The organism is Nitrobacter sp. 62-23, from assembly GCF_001897285.1.
Classification (GTDB): domain Bacteria; phylum Pseudomonadota; class Alphaproteobacteria; order Rhizobiales; family Xanthobacteraceae; genus Nitrobacter.
Window position 1 is genome coordinate 18,063 of the sequence record NZ_MKSM01000056.1, and the last position, 15,385, is coordinate 33,447.

Sequence of the window (15,385 nt, forward strand, 5' to 3'; positions counted from 1 at the left end):
TGACATCATGCTGAGCGGACCTGGCGGTCTTCGGACGGAGTCCCGCATCTCGTGGATCTGACGGTGAGGTCCATCACGCGCACGATCGTGCCGAGGACACGATGGGAAGGGACCTGCGGCGCTGCCGGATATCCGTGAAGCGCATCCGGCGCTATAACCGGCCGGTGGTCGTTGTTGACGGCAAGGGAATTGACAGGAACGACGCGGTCACGACATCTGCTAGCATTGCGGTTGCGCGGCCGAACAGATCGCGCGGACTTTTCCATGGAACGCAGACCTGATTGCCCGGCAGGAGAGATATGATGCGGAAGTTTTTGACGGTGCTGGCGGCGCTCGCCACCTTGAGCCTGACCAATTGCGGCTACAACGCCATCCAGTCGCAGGACGAGCAGATCAAGTCCGACTGGTCCGAGGTGGTCAATCAATACCAGCGCCGCGCCGACCTCGTGCCGAACCTCGTCAATTCAGTGAAGGGCTTCGCGCAACAGGAGAAGGACGTTCTGCTTGGCGTCACCAACGCGCGCGCCAAGGTCGGCAGCATCCAGGCGACGCCGGAAGTGCTCAATGACCCGGCTGCGTTCCAGAAATTCCAGGCCGCCCAGGGTGAACTCTCCAGCGCGCTGTCGCGCCTTCTGGTCGTCACCGAGAATTATCCGCAGCTCAAATCGGACACGCTGTTCCGCGACCTGATGAGCCAGCTCGAAGGCACCGAGAACCGCATCACCGTCGCGCGCAACCGCTACATCAAGGCGGTGCAGGACTATAACGTCACCGTCCGCTCGTTTCCCACCAACCTGACCGCCATGGCGCTGGGGTACAAGGCCAAGCCGAACTTCACTGTCGACAACGAAAAGGACATCTCGACCGCGCCGAAAGTCGATTTCAACCCGGCGCCGGCCGCGCCCGCGAAGTAGCCGGCACAGCCGGTGACGGCGATGCGCATCCTGAAGGCGGCGCTGCTGGCGCTGATGCTGTGCTGGGTCGGCGCGGCAGCCGCCGATGTCGCGGTGCCGCCTTTGACCGGGCGCGTGGTCGATCTGACCGCAACGCTGAGCAGCGATCAGAAGGCGTCGCTCGAACAGGAACTGAAGGCGTTCGAGGATCGCAAGGGCAGTCAGGTCGCGGTGCTGATCGTGCCGACCACCGCGCCGGAAACGATCGAGCAGTATTCGATCCGCGTCGCCGACCAATGGAAGATCGGCCGCAAGAAGATCGATGACGGCGCAATCCTTGTCGTCGCCAAAGATGACCGCAAGCTCCGGATCGAGGTGGGTTATGGTCTCGAGGGCGCGCTGACCGATCTCACCTCGAAGCGCATCATCGACGAAGAGATCGTTCCGAAATTCCGCAACGGCGATTTCGCCGGCGGCATCTCCGCTGGCGTGGATCGCATGCTGCGCGTGATCGACGGCGAGCCGCTGCCCGCGCCAAAGCCGCAGGGGCAGTTTGCGAACAATTTCAGCGTCGAGGATCTCTTCAATCCGTTCGTCATTGTCGGCGTGCTTGTCTTCGGCGGGATCTTCCGGAGCATCCTGGGCCGGCTGGTCGGCTCGGTCGCGACCGGCGTTCTTGCCGGCGTCGCGACCTGGATATTCGTCGGCTCGTTGATGGTTGCCGGCATCGCCGCGGTGCTGGCGTTCGTTTTCACAGTGGTGGGCGACACAATTGTCTCGGGCGCGGGGCGAGGCCGAGGCGGCGGCACCTGGGTCGGCGGCGGCGGCCGGGGAGGCGGGTCGTTCTCCGGCGGCGGCGGATTCAGCGGTGGCGGCGGCGGCTTCGGCGGCGGCGGCGCATCGGGGAGCTGGTAGAATGGGGATCGGCCGCATTGGCAGGCATCTGATCGGGCATCGCTGGCGGGTGCGAAAGCATTTTCCGCCGGACGTGATGGCCGCGATCGAACGGGCGATCCGCGCCGGCGAGACGACCCATTCGGGGCAGGTGGTGTTCGCGGTGGAAGGCGCGCTCGATGGCGTCCCGCTGTTCCGCGATCAGCCGGCGCGCGAGCGGGCGCTCGACGTGTTCGCGCATCTTCGGGTCTGGGATACGAAGCACAATAATGGCGTACTGATCTATCTGCTGCTCGCCGATCGCGACGTCGAGATCGTCGCCGATCGCGGCATTCATGCAAAGGTCGGCGCGGCGGTCTGGAAGAGTATCTGCGCCGCGATGGAGGCCGAGTTCAAGCGAGGCCGTTTCGAGGCCGGAGTCGTGAAAGGCATCGAAGCCGTTTCCCGGCAGCTTGCAGAACAGTTCCCGAAGCAAGGAGCCGGTCCGAACGAACTTCCCGACGCGCCGGTCGTGATCTGAAGGGGGCGTGGATGCCCCAACGTCGGCGGCATGGTGCGTCGAATCCGATATCCGGCTCCCCCATCAGTCATTCTTGTAGATCACGCCGTCCTTCATGATGACCTGAAAGTTTTTCTGCGGATCGGCGAGGAGGTCGATGTTGCTGAGCGGATCGCCGTCGACGAGGAGAAGGTCAGCGAGAGCGCCGACCTGCACAACGCCGAGCCTGCCGGGATAGGGTGCGCGCGGGCCGCTCAGCGCCAGGAGCTGCGCATTGTCGTAGGTCACCAGCCGGAGAATTTCGGCAGGGGAGAACCACTGCTTCAGCGACAGGATGAGGCGATTTTGTTCGGCGTTGAGCTCCGGCTCGAAAAGGATGTCCGTGCCCCATGCGAGCTTGACGCCGTACTTCTTCGCCAATGGCCAGATGCGGGCGTTGCCCTCGACTATGCCCTTGCGTTTCGCGCGCCGCTCCGCCGTCATGTTGGGCGAATCTGCAATCAGGTTCTGGGCGCTCAGCCAGATGCCTTTCTGAGCCATCAGCTTGACGGTCGGCTCGTCGAGCAATTGCCCGTGCTCGATGCATCTGACGCCCGCCTCCATCGCCCGGCGGACCGCGCGGGGCGTATAGGCGTGGACGGCGACGTAGGTATTCCAGTCGGAGGCGGCATCGACGGCGGCTTTCATCTCGTCGAGCGTATATTGCGTGACGTCGATCGGATCGTAGGCCGACGACGTGCCGCCGCCGCCCATGATCTTGATCTGGCTTGCGCCCATTCGCAGATTCTCGCGCGTCGCGGCCAGCACCTCGTCGCGGCCATCGGCGATAAAGGTCGCGCCTTCTTCCTCGGCGCGCGAAGGTTTTCCGAAGAAGCGGCGCGAGCGCTCGTCCGGCGTGCGGAAGTCGCCGTGCCCCGAGGTTTGCGAGATGATCGCACCCGACGGCCAGATCCGTGGCCCCCGAACCTTGCCGCTGTCGATCGCCCGCTTGAGCGGAAAGATCGGACCGCCCATGTCGCGCACGGCCGTAAAGCCGCGCAGCAGCATATCGGTCGCCGATTTCGCCGCGGCTGCGCCGAGCTGCTCGGCTGTCGTCTTCGGATCATAGAGATCGCTCAGCAAGACCGCGCCGAACGTCAGATGGACGTGAACGTCGATCAGCCCCGGCATCAGCGTGCGACCCTTGCCGTCAATAATTTCGGCCTTGGAATCCGCAACGTCTGCAGATGGTCCGATTGCGGCGATGGTATTGCCGCGGATCACGACGCTGGTCGGCGGGCCGAGACGACCGTCGACCACGTCCAGCACGCGCACATTGCGGAAAATCGTCTCGGCGACAGGCTGCTGCGCCACGGCCGGCACGGGGGACAGTGCGAGAAACGCGCTCAAGACCAGCGCGGCTCGACAAAAGTGATGGATGCGCAATTTATTCAACATGCTCAATACGCTCCCCGCTTATGCTCTCTGTGGCCTTTTATTGCTGCGTTCAAGTCAGTTCGTGGCCCGTTTCGGCCGCTTCGGTTAAGCCGTTTTGTCGGTCGGAAAAAATCCTAAAATTTCCGCAATGGTGCCGAAGGTAACGATTTTGCAAGTCATGAAAAGATACCGATAGTTCAACCTTTATTGGAGTTTTTAACGTGAGCGATCATTCGTCTGACCGGACCGATAGCGGCCCGGGTAACAAATTTACCGGCATGGACGCGTCGTCGCGCGCCACGGCTCCGGAGCTTGCGCCGGAGCAGGAATTGTCTGCGCCGCCGCCTGACGACATCGTGGCGCCGAGAGCCGAAGCATCCGAGCCTGAGGCCCCGAGGGTTGAAGCATCGGTGACCGAGCCTCGGCGTGAGGCCGATGTGACGGAAGCGCCGTTGATCGAGCCGAAGATCGACGCCGACGCTCCGAAAATGGATGCATCTGTCATCGAGCCGAAGATCGAAGCCGGGACCGCGAAGGCGGAAACACCCCCGAGCGCGATTGAGCCCGCAGCTTCAAAGGCGGACGCGCCCATAATCGAGCCCGGGCTTGGGCGTGACGCTCCGAAAGCGGACGCGGTGCGGGAGACCGGCAGGATGATGATGGTGCCGCCATCCCGCAGCACGTCATGGGATCGCCCGGCGATCGACCGGGGAGCGGCGGGAGACGGCGATGCGCAGCGCTCCGGCAAGCGACGCCTTGCGGCGATCGCAGCCGTCGCAGTGTTGGCTGCGATCACCGGCGCCATTGGCGGTTCGCTGGCAACGTCAGGCCTCCGCCACGACGTTGCGAGCGAGCAGTCGTCGGCGACGGCTGGTCAGACCGAGGCTCTGGAGGCCACGATCAAGCAGCTCCAGTCCGAGGTTGCCACGCTGAAGGGGGGCATCGATCGCGCGGCCAAGGGCGACGCCGGCCAGTTCGCCAGGATCAACGATCGTCTGGATAAGGTTGAAAAAGCGCATGCCGAGTCGGCGGCCAAGCTGACCAGGCTTCACGAGACGCTCGACAAGCAGCATGCGGCCGTGGCGCCGGCCGCGTCTCCGGCGGCAGCATCTTCAACGTCCGCCGCGACGATCGTGACAGGGTCGATACCAACAACTGCTGCTTCCACTGCCGCCACAGCTCCGGTGCCGCTGCCGGCGCCGAAGCCTGCTGTCGCGCGTCTGCCCGCGGTCGAAGGCTGGGTGTTGCGCGATATCACCGACGGCGGCGCGTTGATCGAAGGGCGCGGCGGTTTGTATGAGGTCTATGCCGGCGATCCGGTGCCCGGGCTCGGCCGCGTCAATGCGATTCGCAAGCAGGACGGCCGCTGGGTCGTGGTCACCAGCAGAGGTTTGATCGTCGCGCGCTGAAGCCGAGCCGTCGCGGTTTCTCGGTTCGGATGAACGCACGGAACCATACGCTGCGAAATGATTTGTTGGCCTGACGTGTTATTCGCGCAGGTCAGCCGATGCGAGAGCCGGAACAGAGCGAAAAAGATCGCAATCGTGAGATCGCGCAAAACGAGCGCGAGCGCACGGCGGACAGCGCCGTGCGTGTGAGTTCGTGGGCGATAGGCATTGCCGTTATCCTGGGCCTGATCGCGCTCGGACTCGCGTCGCCGTGGCTGGGCCGCTAGAGTATGATCCCGAAAAGTGGAAACCGGTTTTCGGAAAAGATCATGCTCAAACAAAAGACAAGCGACGAGTCTGGCTCCTTCGTTATTGCGGGGCGTTGCGAAGCGCGACGAACCCGGAATCCAGTAGTCTGATGATTCTTCGGATTTGCTGGATTCCGGATAGCCGCCACGTGGCTTCCGGAATGACGATGGAGAATTTTCGGTCATCGTTCGGGTAGAACTCGCGCTCGCCACCGTTCCCAGGCACGCAGCGATTTTGGCGTAGCGGTCGCTCCGGGGGACGTGGGTTACCCTTCTCCGCTCATCAATGCCGCGTTGCCGCCGGCGGCGGCGGTGTTCACCGTCACGGTCTGTTCGGTCGCGAAGCGCGCGAGATAATGCGGGCCGCCGGCCTTCGGTCCGGTCCCCGACAGGCCGTGGCCGCCGAACGGCTGAACGCCGACCACCGCTCCGATCATGTTGCGGTTGACGTAGATGTTGCCGACGTCGAGGCGGTCCACGATCGCTTCCACCGTGTCGTCGATGCGCGAATGGATGCCGAGCGTCAGGCCGTAGCCGGTATCGGCGATCGAGCGCAGAACCGCATCGAGACCGGACGCGCGATAGCGCACGACGTGAAGGATCGGTCCGAACACTTCCTCGGTCAGTTGCCGGGCGTTCGCCAGCTCAAAGATATGCGGCGCGACGAAATTGCCGGACGCGGGCGCTCGCCCAGCGAAATGCACGCGGGCCTCGCGCGTCATGCGCGCGATATGCGTATCGAGCCGCTTCTTTGCCTCGCGGTCGATCACCCGGCCGACATGGGTGGCGGGATCGGACGGGTCTCCGATCTTCAGTTCGCGCGCGGCTCCCGCGATCGTCTCGATCATGCGGTCGGCCACGTCTTCCTGTACGAACAGCAGCCGCAACGCCGAACAGCGCTGCCCTGCCGAGCGAAACGCCGAGGTCACGACATCGTCGGCGACCTGCTCCGGCAACGCGGTGGCGTCGGCGATCATGGCGTTGATGCCGCCGGTCTCGGCGATCAGCGGCACGATGGGGCCGTCCTTGGCGGCGAGCGTGCGATTGATCGACCGCGCCACCTCTGTCGAACCGGTGAAGACGACGCCGGCGATGTCGCGGTGCGCGACAAGCGCCGCGCCTGTCCGTCCGTCGCCCTGAAGCAGATGAAGCGCCGTGGGCGGAATGCCGGCCTGGTGCAGCAGGCGCACGGCCTCCGTTGCGACCAGCGGCGTCTGCTCGGCGGGTTTCGCGACCACCGTGTTTCCCGCCATCAGCGCCGCCGTCACTTGTCCGGTGAAGATCGCCAGCGGAAAATTCCACGGCGAGATCGCGGCAAAAACGCCGCGCCCGCGCAGCTGCAGCGTGTTGCGCTCGCCGGTCGGCCCGGGCAATGGCTGCGCATTGCCGAACAGCTTGCGGCCCTCCGCGGCGTAGTAGCGGCAGAAGTCGGCCGCCTCGCGCACTTCGGAGACAGAATCGTCCAGCGTCTTGCCGCCTTCCCGCTGCAGCAGCGCGATGAAATGCGCCGATCGCTGCTCCAGCAAATCGGCTGCGCGTTCCAGGGCGGCTGCCCTTGCCGCAGCCGGCGTACGGCTCCACGCGGGAAAACCATCGCGCGCCGCTACAACTGTGCGGTTCACGTCCTCCGGCGCGTCCTGCCGCGCCGTGACGGTAGGTGTCTTTTCCGCCGCAACGTCGGCAACCAGCCGGTTCAGCGCCGCGCGCTCGCCGAATTCGATGCCGCGCGAATTCACCCGCTCGGGTTGGAGCAGATCTCGCGGCAGCGGGATCGTCGTGTTCGCCGCGCCGTCGGCATTGCCGACGATCTCGGCGGGCCGGCGAAGCAGCACGTCCGCCGGCACACCGGGATCGGAGGCCATTGCGACGAATGACGAGTTCGCACCGTTTTCGAGCAGGCGCCGCACCAGATAAGCGAGCAGGTCGCGGTGACTGCCGACCGGCGCATAGATGCGACAGGGGATGCCCGGGCGATCCTTCGCGAGTTGCGCGTAAAGCGCTTCGCCCATGCCGTGCAGGCGCTGGAATTCATATCCCTCGTCGCCCTCGGTCAGATCAAGAAGCGTGGCGACGGTGAGGGCGTTGTGGGTCGCGAATTGCGGAAAAATCCGCGGCCGCAGCGCCAGCAGTTGCTTCGCGCAGGCGATGTAGTTCAGGTCGGTCATCGCCTTGCGGGTGAACACGGGATAGCCGTCAAGCCCGCGTTCCTGCGCTCGCTTGATCTCGGTGTCCCAATAAGCGCCTTTCACCAGGCGGACCATCATCCGCCGGTTCAGGCGTCGTGCAAGATCATCGATATAGTCGATCACCGCCGAGGCGCGCTTCTGATAGGCCTGGATGGCGAGGCCGAAGCCGCTCCAGCCGGAGAGCGAGGTCGCCGCGGCGACAGCGGCGATCACGTCGAGCGATAATTCCAGCCGGTCGGCTTCCTCCGCATCGACCGTGAAGTTGAGATCGCGCGCCTTGGCGCGCGCGGCGAGATCGACAACGCGCGGCACTAATTCGGTCATCACTCGCGCACGGCTCACCGCCTCGAAGCGCGGATGCAGCGCCGATAGCTTGACGGAAATGCCGGGGCGGTCGGGCAGGGGGTTGGCGCCGGCGCGCTCGCCGATCGCCTTGATCGCGGCGGCGTAGGAGTTGAAATAGCGCTCTGCATCCGCTTTGGTGCGCGCGCCTTCGCCGAGCATGTCGAAGGAGTAGCGGGCGTGACCGGCCGAGTGTGCGTGTGCGCGCGCCAGCGCCGCCTCGATGGTCTCGCCGAGCACGAAATGGTTGCCCATCAGCCGCATCGCCTGTCGCGTCGCCGCTCGTACCGCCGGAACGCCGATCCGCTTGGCGAGCCGACCGATCGTCCCCTGCGGCGTCTCGCCTGGCTGGATGACGAGCGCGGACAGCCCGAGCGCCCAGGCGGATGCGTTGACAAGGAATGCGCTGGACCTGGTCTCGTGATGGATGAAGTCGCCTTGTCCGAGCTTGTCCTCGATGAACCGGTCCGCTGTTTCGGCATCGGGCACGCGCAGCAGCGCTTCGGCGAGCACCATCAGCGCGAGGCCTTCCTTGGTCGACAGTGAAAATTCGCGCAGCATGTCTTCGACGCCGCCGAGCGGATCGTCGTTCCGCCGGATGGCGTCGATCAGGCCGCGCGCGGTGCGATCGATCCGCGCCTCCCGTTCAGGCGTCAGCTGCGCCTCGGCCAGCATCCGCTTCGCCATTGCCCTGTCGTCTGGCGCATAGGGAGACGAAAACGGCGGTGGAAGCTGGGACGACATCGGCTATTCCTCGGCCTTCCGCAAAACTGCCGCTAGTGGAGTGAATTTGACATTCGCTACCCACTTTGCAGCGAACCTGTCAGGCGAATGTCAAATTCAAAACTCCACTAGAAACCTGATAGTTGCTAGTGGTCCTTTGATTCTAACATTTGCAAGGACTCCCTACGGCAACGGGATGCAAATGTTAGAATTGGACCACTAGATTATTTGGGCCGTCCGCGCGCGGCACGAATCTGACATGCTGTTGCGGTCGCGCGACCCTTTCTCCAACTGAACAAGCTAAGCTCGATCCGGCATGGAGCCAATGGGACGACTGTGCCCGTGAATGCATGAGGCGTGATGGCGAGCTTTCCAAATCGGCGAACCGGCGGATCGCGCGCGTGCCGCGTCCCGTGGCTGTTTGCGGCGGCGGCGACGCTGCTCGCAACCCAAGCTGTGGACGACCCTGCCGTGGCGGCTGAACTCAGCCCCGGCATCGCGCAGCTCTACACCTCCGTTTCGATCTATCCGCCGAGCGCGAAATCCATGACGGTCTGCTACGGCTTCGTCTGCCGTCGCCGGGAGCCTCTCGATTTCACGTCTGCCGATCGTGGCGCGCTGACACGGATTCTGGCGGCAGGCCGGTCGTCGGCTGCCGCGGAGCGTCGGGCGGTTCAAAAGGCGGTTGTCTGGTTCGATCGCCGCATGGGACCGGTGCTCGGAACAGACAAGCGGGTGGCGCGGGCCGATTTCCGCGCCGGCGACGACAGCCACAACTTCGATTGCTGGGACACCACGCGCAACGTCACCAGCCTGTTGCTGGTTTTGCAGGACTGGGGATTATTCAAATATCACACCGTGGGGAATCCGCATTATCGCGGCAATACGCTCGCGCTGCAAACTCCACACAATACAGCGGTGCTGGTCGAGCGCGCCACGCATGCGGAATGGGTCGTCGACATGTGGCCACGGGGCTACGCGCAACTGCCCGACGTCATGCTCCTGGATCGATGGATCAAGGAAAATTGATCGACGCGATGCCGCGCGATCGCCAGCTTGGCTGGCCGATTTTCGTCGCCGGCGGATCGAGTCTGCGCCGATGGCGTAGACCGGATTGCGTCGGCGGAGCCGATGTCGTTTGCCGCGGAGTGCGTCCCATGGTCGGGACGCGACTTTTCCGGGGCGTGAGGATCGCGTCGTCGCGTCAAACCTTGAGGTTTTCGGCCGAGGTTTTGCCGCGGTTGGCGACTTCCTCGAATTCAACCGTCTGACCTTCGTTCAGCGTGGAAAGACCCGCTTTTTCGACGGCCGAAATATGGACGAATACATCCTTGCCGCCACCAGCCGGCTGAATGAATCCGTAACCTTTGGTCGGGTTGAACCACTTCACAGTACCCTTAGCCATTCCCAAGTCTCCGCAGAATTGAAATAGTCGTCGGCCCCCCGGAAACCGGCTCGTCCGACGGTGGACAAGATACGCGGTCTCGGCCCGGCTTGGTAGTTCAAACACAAGGTTGAACTATCTGAACCAACTCTATCCGGAGACGGTGCAATTTTGCCACAATCCTGGGAATTTCCTCGCCGGGGACGGCGAGGAAGCGGTGATCTGACAGCCGAATCCCCCGGATCTCCGTGGAATGCGGTTCCCGAGGATCAATAAGTTGCGGTCAGATAATCGACGATCTTGCCGACATCGGCCTCGGCGATCGGCGCGCCATACACCTTGATCATCTTGTTCACCTCCGCCTGCCAGAAATCCTTCTTGAATTTCGGGCCGCGCGGCTGGGTCTGGACGTAATCCGCCGAGTGACAGGCCGTGCAGTTGGCCTTCACCACGTCGAGATTGGGGCCCGGCTTGAATTCCACGGCCCTGTCCGGAAGCTTGTAGGAAATCGGCTTGGCGCCGGCGGTGGTAGGAGCGAAAGCGCCGCTCGCGGCGGCCAGCCCGATGATGGTTGCGAGCGCAAGGAGAACTGGACGCGTCATGAACACCTCCCTCAGGCCGCCGTCACGTGGACGGTCTCGATGACGTTGCGCATGTAACCGGCCGGATTCCATGTGGCCTCAGACGGCTGCACCTGGCCGCCGTTGCTGGTCGCGCGCACCTTCAGTTCGTGCGGACCGGCGGTGAGCTTGACCGGAATCTTCCATTCGCGGAACGAGTATTTGCCGTAGTCGCGGCCGAGCCGCGCGGTCTTCCAGGTCTTGCCGCCGTCGATCGATACCTCGACCTTCTTGATCCCGGTGCCGCCGTCGAATGCGATCCCCTTCAGAAGCTTGCCGCCGATTCCGACTTTCGCGCCGTCGGCGACATTGGTGATGAAGGAGCGGACGTTGAACCTGTTGATGGGAACCGTCGCCTTCGGCGCCGTGCCCGGCTCAACGCAGGCACAGGCATCGTCCGGAATGCGGTAGGCCGTCTTCATCCAGAAATTGTCGTAGATGCTGTCGATGACGGTGATCTCGTTGAGATGCTTGACCCAGTAGGTACCGTAATATCCGGGAACGACGAGCCGGAGCGGAAAGCCGTTCAAAAACGGCAAATCCTGTCCGTTCATGAGATAGGCCAGCATGACCTCACCATCACGTGCGTGGTCGATGTCCAGCGCCTTGGCGAAATCCGGCGTCTTGTCGCTGACGGGGCCGTCCATGCCGCCGAACACCACCTGTTTCGCGCCCTGCTGCACGCCGGCCTGATCGAGCACGGTCTTGAGCGGCACGCCGCGCCAGCGCGCATTCCCCATCGCGCCGTTGCCGAGCTGGCCGCCGGCGACGCGCGGGTTGAAGAACCCACGGCTGTTGCCCGAGCATTGATTGACGGCGACGATCTCCGTCGCCTTCATCTTTTTAATGTCCTTGAGCGACAGCTTGAGCGGATGATCGACCTTGCCCTTGATCTCCAGCGTGAACGTGTCGGGATCGACGTTGAGCGGAAGATCGGCGAGGTGATAGCGGACAAAGAAGGCGTCGTTCGGCGTGATCGGGCCTTCGTTGAAAACCGAGAACGGCGTTTCGAGTTGCGGCGGGCGGCTTGTCTGGCCGATCATCAGACGTTTCTGCGGATATTTCACCAGCGGACGTTCGCCGTTGTCGAACGGCAGGGTCACGCTGTCGAGCGCGAAAGCCTTGAAAGGGGTCAGGCTGGCGGTTGCGCCGAGCGCCAGTCCGGCGCCGACGCGTTTCAGCATCTCTCGTCTGTCGAGCATGGCTTCCTCCGAAGCTTCACCGTCGAGGCCCGTCATCACGGGTCATCGATCTGCAAGTCTCGCACCGTCAGATCGCAAGTCAATTGATGCTTTCGAGTGAGAGGACGCCAAATCGATTGCTTGCCCGCCTTCCGCGCGGGCAGATGATACCGCCGCCGACACGAAAGACCCCGGCTGCCGGGCAGCCGGGGTTTTGACTGAGTTAAAAAGCGGATCAGTCGCAGACGTTGATGGTGCGCAGACGAAAGCCGAAGGGGGTCGGCACGCGCCGCACGACATAGCAGCCCTCGTCATAGCCGCCGACATAGGCGACGCCGAAGCCATGGCCGTAATGATGACCGAAATGACCAAAGTGGTGGTGGTGATGCCCGCCCCAACCGTGCGCGGAAGCGGCTGAGGACGCCAGCGCCATCGCACCGAGGGAAGCAGCGGCAACAAGTCCGAGAGCAAGTTTACGAGACATGAACATTCTCCTTAAATGAAGCGCGTGATGCGCAGGTTTCGATTTCAATTCGCGTTCTAAATTTCCGTTTTGCGGGCTCTTGCGTGCCCGTCGCAGGTTCGTCGCATGCTTTCAAAATGCGGTTCGAAGAATCCGGCGAAGTAAAACCGACAATTTTCTGAATGGGCGTTCAGACAAGCGGGAGTTTGGCCGGATGGGTGTGCGAAATCTCACACAGCGCGAACGCGTCCGGAAAATATGGGCGAACCGTGCGGCGCGCCAAGCCTGCCGCGGTGCCGGATTGACAGCGGAAGCCGAGTGGTCAAAAACCCGAGAAAGCTGTCCGGAGAGCCATGCGGGGATGTGCGCTGAGCGTTGTCCCCGACATCCATATGATAATCGCAGAACTCGATAAATCGGCGTTGCAACCGGAACGCCCAGTGCGTTCGTCGCTGCTGTGGGTCGCGGCATTGATCGCTGCGATGACCGTGATGCGATGCATCTTTGCCGCCACGCTGGATCTGCGCACCGACGAGGCCTATTACTGGACCTGGTCAAAGGAAAGCGCGCTATCCTTCCTCGATCATCCGCCGATGATCGCGTGGTTCATTCGGTTCGGCACCGCGATCTTCGGCGACACCGATTTCGGCGTCAGGTTCGCCGGACTGCTGGCGATGCCGATCTCGCAATTGCTGCTCGCCGACATCGTCCGCCGCGTCACCCGCGACATCCGTGCCGCCGTGCTGGCGGTTCTGATGATGGAAGCGGCGTTGTATTACGGCCTGCTGATGGCGAAGGTCGCGCCCGACGTCGCGCTGATCCCGTTCGAACTGGCGATGGTGTGGTCGCTGGTGCGGCTCACCGAGAGCGGCGACGCGCGCTGGTGGCTTGCCGCGGGTTTCTTCGGCGGGCTGGCGCTATTGTCGAAGCTGACCGCATTGATGCTGGTCCCCGCCGTTGTTCTTTTCATTGTCGTGCCGGATTGGCGCTCACGCTGGCTGCGCAGTCCATATCTCTGGGCCGCGCCATTGATTGCGGCTGCGGTGTTTTCGCCGGTCCTGATCTGGAATTGGATGCACGATTGGGCCTCGTTCAGGTTTCAGTTCGTTCGCGCCACCGCCGCGCATGACGTCACGCTGCGCACGCTCGGCGACTATCTCGGCCTCCAGTTCGGTCAGGTCGGGCCGATCCTGCTGCCCGTGGTGCTGTTTGGCGTGGCGGTTACGGCATGGCGCGCGTTTCGATATCGCGATCCGGTTTCCGTGTTGCTGTCGGCGGCCGTGCTGGTGCCGTTCGGCTATTTTTTCTGGAAATCGCTGACGCTTCGCGTCGGCGACACCTGGCCAATGTTCATCTGGCCGCTGGGATTCGCCGCGACCGCAATCGACATCGCGAAGCGATCGCGCGAAAAATGGCCGGCGTGGATCGCAAGATCGTCCGCCTTCTGGGTCAACGCCGCGATCGCGTCGGGTCTCGTCCTCGTCGTCGCGGTGTTCCTCTATTATATCGTCAGCCCCTGGAATTTCATCGGCAAGACCGATCCGATCGGCGGCGAAGCCGGCTTCGCGCAGGTCGCGAGCCGCGCCGAAAGCGAATTGCAAACCTCCGGGGCGACATGGATCGCGACCGACGATTACCGGATCTATGCAATGCTGCGCTGGCATCTGAAGGATCGCGTGCCGGTGATCCAGATCAACGAACGCAGCCGCTTTATGGGTTTCCGCGATCCCGGTCTTGCGCTGATTGCCGGGCATGCCGGGCTGTATATCGCCCGCGAACAGGACGGCGCATCCCTTCTGGCCTCGACCGGCGCGGTTCTGACGCCTTTGGGCCGGGTTCAGCGGACCTGGCGCGGCCGGATCATGGACACCTATGTTCTGGAAAAGATCACGGGCTGGACGCCCGATCTCTCGCCGCCGCCGGACTCGCGGTTCTACAAATGGCGGCAACTGGCGGAAGACCAGACGAGTCGTCGTTATCTGACGCTCGCCGCCATCGTGGGGCGATAGTTCAGTCTTTGCTCCCGCGCTTGCGCAACAGGTCTTTCACAAGATCGCCGAGCACCGGCCGCGGCAGCGCGGTGAAGGGCATCGGGCGGGTGACGTCGATCGCCGCCAGGCCGAGGCGCGCGGTCAATAGTCCGTTGAGAACGCCTTCGCCCAGACGCGTCGACAGCTTCGCGGCGATGCCCTGGCCGAGCATCTGCTGGATCAGGGTGTCGCTTGCCGCCATGCCGCCGGTGATCGCGAGATGCGCGATGACGTGGCGCATCAGGCGGATCATCCCGAGCGTGCCGGGCCGCCCGCCATAGAGCCGTGCAAGCTGCCGCACCAGCCGTATCGCCGCGGCGAAGACGAACAGCACATCCACCACGGCGCGGGGGCTGACCGCGGTCACGATCGACACGCGCTGCGCCGCCACCGACACCAGCCGGCGCGCTTCCTGATCCAGCGGCGCCATCAGCTCGCGCTCGGCGAGTCGCATCAGGTCCGCGCCGTCGATGATGTCGGTGCCGTGGCTCCGCAGCGCGGCTCGCGCCCGCGCGAGATGCGGATTGTCGTGGGCGAGTTTCACCAGATCGCGAACGACCGCTTTCGCTCCCGTGCGATCGTCGGCGGCGATGGCGGCCAGCGCGCGCCGATGCAGGTTCTCGATGGTGGCCAGACGGGCGAGAGCGGCGATCTCGCGCGCCGCGATGACGATAGACGCAACCACGAACAGCGCCGCCAGCATCAGCCCGAGGAAACCCAGTCCCTCGCTGCGCGCGAACAGGTCGTGGATCAGGTTGACGGCGCCGAGCACGGTGCCAAGCGCGATGAAGCCGGCCAGCGACGACCAGAACAGCACGCCCCAGCGAAATCCCTTTCGCGCCGGAACCGGAGCTATCTCGGGCGCCTCTTCCTCGGGCAGCAAGACGGGCTCGGGCTCCGGCTCGGCTTCCGGCGTGATGCTGATGCTGCCGCGCGCGGGCCGGCTCACCGCTTCTTCGGGATCCAGGACCACAACGAGCGGATCGTCGAGCTTGAATGTGACGGGGCGGCGCAGGCCGGAACGCTCACTCATTGCAGTCGGTCTCCGATCAGAAACT

Annotated in this window: 14 protein-coding genes; 7 read left to right on the forward strand and 7 right to left on the reverse strand. The window is 63.8% G+C overall.

From position 1 onward, the window contains the following. The first annotated feature begins 302 nt into the window (after nucleotides 1-302). From BGO16_RS04705 to BGO16_RS04715, 3 genes are read left to right on the forward strand one after another with little or no spacing between them, the layout of a single operon-like run. The gene (locus BGO16_RS04705; RefSeq protein WP_292617435.1) at nucleotides 303-914 is read left to right on the forward strand and encodes a LemA family protein; all 612 of its coding nucleotides are present in this window, start codon (nucleotides 303-305) and stop codon (nucleotides 912-914) included. A gap of 21 nt (nucleotides 915-935) precedes the next feature. Then, nucleotides 936-1,808, forward strand: coding sequence for a YgcG family protein (locus BGO16_RS04710; protein ID WP_292617436.1), 873 nt, complete (start codon nucleotides 936-938; stop codon nucleotides 1,806-1,808). A gap of 1 nt (nucleotide 1,809) precedes the next feature. After that, complete coding sequence (locus tag BGO16_RS04715) at nucleotides 1,810-2,307, forward strand: TPM domain-containing protein (protein WP_292617437.1); 498 nt, start codon at nucleotides 1,810-1,812, stop codon at nucleotides 2,305-2,307. A 63-nt stretch (nucleotides 2,308-2,370) separates the two neighbouring features. On the opposite strand, the gene BGO16_RS04720 is transcribed toward BGO16_RS04715, so the two are convergent. Beyond that, complete coding sequence (locus tag BGO16_RS04720; protein WP_292617438.1) at nucleotides 2,371-3,723, reverse strand: amidohydrolase family protein; 1,353 nt, start codon at nucleotides 3,721-3,723, stop codon at nucleotides 2,371-2,373. A 200-nt stretch (nucleotides 3,724-3,923) separates the two neighbouring features. Here BGO16_RS04720 and BGO16_RS04725 point away from each other — a divergent pair, with 200 nt between their 5' ends. Together BGO16_RS04725 and BGO16_RS04730 are read left to right on the forward strand one after the other, a co-directional pair. Further along, entirely contained in the window at nucleotides 3,924-5,111 is a 1,188-nt protein-coding gene (locus BGO16_RS04725) for a hypothetical protein (protein WP_292617439.1), read from the forward strand. A gap of 98 nt (nucleotides 5,112-5,209) precedes the next feature. Further along, complete coding sequence (locus BGO16_RS04730; RefSeq protein WP_292617440.1) at nucleotides 5,210-5,377, forward strand: hypothetical protein; 168 nt, start codon at nucleotides 5,210-5,212, stop codon at nucleotides 5,375-5,377. A 287-nt stretch (nucleotides 5,378-5,664) separates the two neighbouring features. Here BGO16_RS04730 and putA read toward each other — a convergent pair whose 3' ends face one another. Then, complete coding sequence (gene putA, locus BGO16_RS04735) at nucleotides 5,665-8,670, reverse strand: bifunctional proline dehydrogenase/L-glutamate gamma-semialdehyde dehydrogenase PutA (protein WP_292617441.1); 3,006 nt, start codon at nucleotides 8,668-8,670, stop codon at nucleotides 5,665-5,667. A gap of 339 nt (nucleotides 8,671-9,009) precedes the next feature. On the opposite strand from putA, the gene BGO16_RS04740 reads away from it, so the two are divergent. After that, nucleotides 9,010-9,678 carry a hypothetical protein gene (locus tag BGO16_RS04740; protein WP_292617442.1) on the forward strand — a complete coding sequence of 223 codons (669 nt, stop codon included), beginning with the start codon at nucleotides 9,010-9,012 and terminating at the stop codon, nucleotides 9,676-9,678. 175 nt (nucleotides 9,679-9,853) lie between these two features. Here BGO16_RS04740 and BGO16_RS04745 read toward each other — a convergent pair whose 3' ends face one another. From BGO16_RS04745 to BGO16_RS04760, 4 genes are all read right to left on the reverse strand, one after another. Next, a complete protein-coding gene (locus BGO16_RS04745; protein WP_011511778.1) occupies nucleotides 9,854-10,054 on the reverse strand; it encodes a cold-shock protein in 201 nt (66 codons plus the stop codon). A 248-nt stretch (nucleotides 10,055-10,302) separates the two neighbouring features. Next, complete coding sequence (locus BGO16_RS04750; protein ID WP_292617443.1) at nucleotides 10,303-10,635, reverse strand: cytochrome c; 333 nt, start codon at nucleotides 10,633-10,635, stop codon at nucleotides 10,303-10,305. Between the two features lie 11 nt (nucleotides 10,636-10,646). Then, entirely contained in the window at nucleotides 10,647-11,855 is a 1,209-nt protein-coding gene (locus BGO16_RS04755; RefSeq protein ID WP_292617444.1) for a molybdopterin-dependent oxidoreductase, read from the reverse strand. 214 nt (nucleotides 11,856-12,069) lie between these two features. Further along, nucleotides 12,070-12,318, reverse strand: coding sequence for a hypothetical protein (locus BGO16_RS04760; RefSeq protein ID WP_292617445.1), 249 nt, complete (start codon nucleotides 12,316-12,318; stop codon nucleotides 12,070-12,072). A gap of 332 nt (nucleotides 12,319-12,650) precedes the next feature. Between BGO16_RS04760 and BGO16_RS04765 the strand changes: the two genes are divergently transcribed. Further along, nucleotides 12,651-14,306, forward strand: a complete 1,656-nt coding sequence (locus BGO16_RS04765) for a glycosyltransferase family 39 protein (protein ID WP_292617446.1) — start codon at nucleotides 12,651-12,653, stop codon at nucleotides 14,304-14,306. 1 nt (nucleotide 14,307) lies between these two features. Here BGO16_RS04765 and BGO16_RS04770 read toward each other — a convergent pair whose 3' ends face one another. Continuing rightward, a complete protein-coding gene (locus BGO16_RS04770) occupies nucleotides 14,308-15,360 on the reverse strand; it encodes a TIGR01620 family protein (protein WP_292617448.1) in 1,053 nt (350 codons plus the stop codon). Nucleotides 15,361-15,385 lie beyond the last annotated feature (25 nt).

Coding starts and splice junctions, on each gene's coding strand:
- BGO16_RS04705 (WP_292617435.1), top strand. CDS start 303: ATGCGGAAGTTTTTGACGGTGCTGGCGGCGCTCGCCACCTTGAGCCTG.
- BGO16_RS04710 (WP_292617436.1), top strand. CDS start 936: ATGCGCATCCTGAAGGCGGCGCTGCTGGCGCTGATGCTGTGCTGGGTC.
- BGO16_RS04715 (WP_292617437.1), top strand. CDS start 1,810: ATGGGGATCGGCCGCATTGGCAGGCATCTGATCGGGCATCGCTGGCGG.
- BGO16_RS04720 (WP_292617438.1), bottom strand. CDS start 3,723: ATGTTGAATAAATTGCGCATCCATCACTTTTGTCGAGCCGCGCTGGTC.
- BGO16_RS04730 (WP_292617440.1), top strand. CDS start 5,210: ATGCGAGAGCCGGAACAGAGCGAAAAAGATCGCAATCGTGAGATCGCG.
- putA (WP_292617441.1), bottom strand. CDS start 8,670: ATGTCGTCCCAGCTTCCACCGCCGTTTTCGTCTCCCTATGCGCCAGAC.
- BGO16_RS04740 (WP_292617442.1), top strand. CDS start 9,010: ATGGCGAGCTTTCCAAATCGGCGAACCGGCGGATCGCGCGCGTGCCGC.
- BGO16_RS04745 (WP_011511778.1), bottom strand. CDS start 10,054: ATGGCTAAGGGTACTGTGAAGTGGTTCAACCCGACCAAAGGTTACGGA.
- BGO16_RS04750 (WP_292617443.1), bottom strand. CDS start 10,635: ATGACGCGTCCAGTTCTCCTTGCGCTCGCAACCATCATCGGGCTGGCC.
- BGO16_RS04755 (WP_292617444.1), bottom strand. CDS start 11,855: ATGCTCGACAGACGAGAGATGCTGAAACGCGTCGGCGCCGGACTGGCG.
- BGO16_RS04760 (WP_292617445.1), bottom strand. CDS start 12,318: ATGTCTCGTAAACTTGCTCTCGGACTTGTTGCCGCTGCTTCCCTCGGT.
- BGO16_RS04765 (WP_292617446.1), top strand. CDS start 12,651: ATGCGGGGATGTGCGCTGAGCGTTGTCCCCGACATCCATATGATAATC.
- BGO16_RS04770 (WP_292617448.1), bottom strand. CDS start 15,360: ATGAGTGAGCGTTCCGGCCTGCGCCGCCCCGTCACATTCAAGCTCGAC.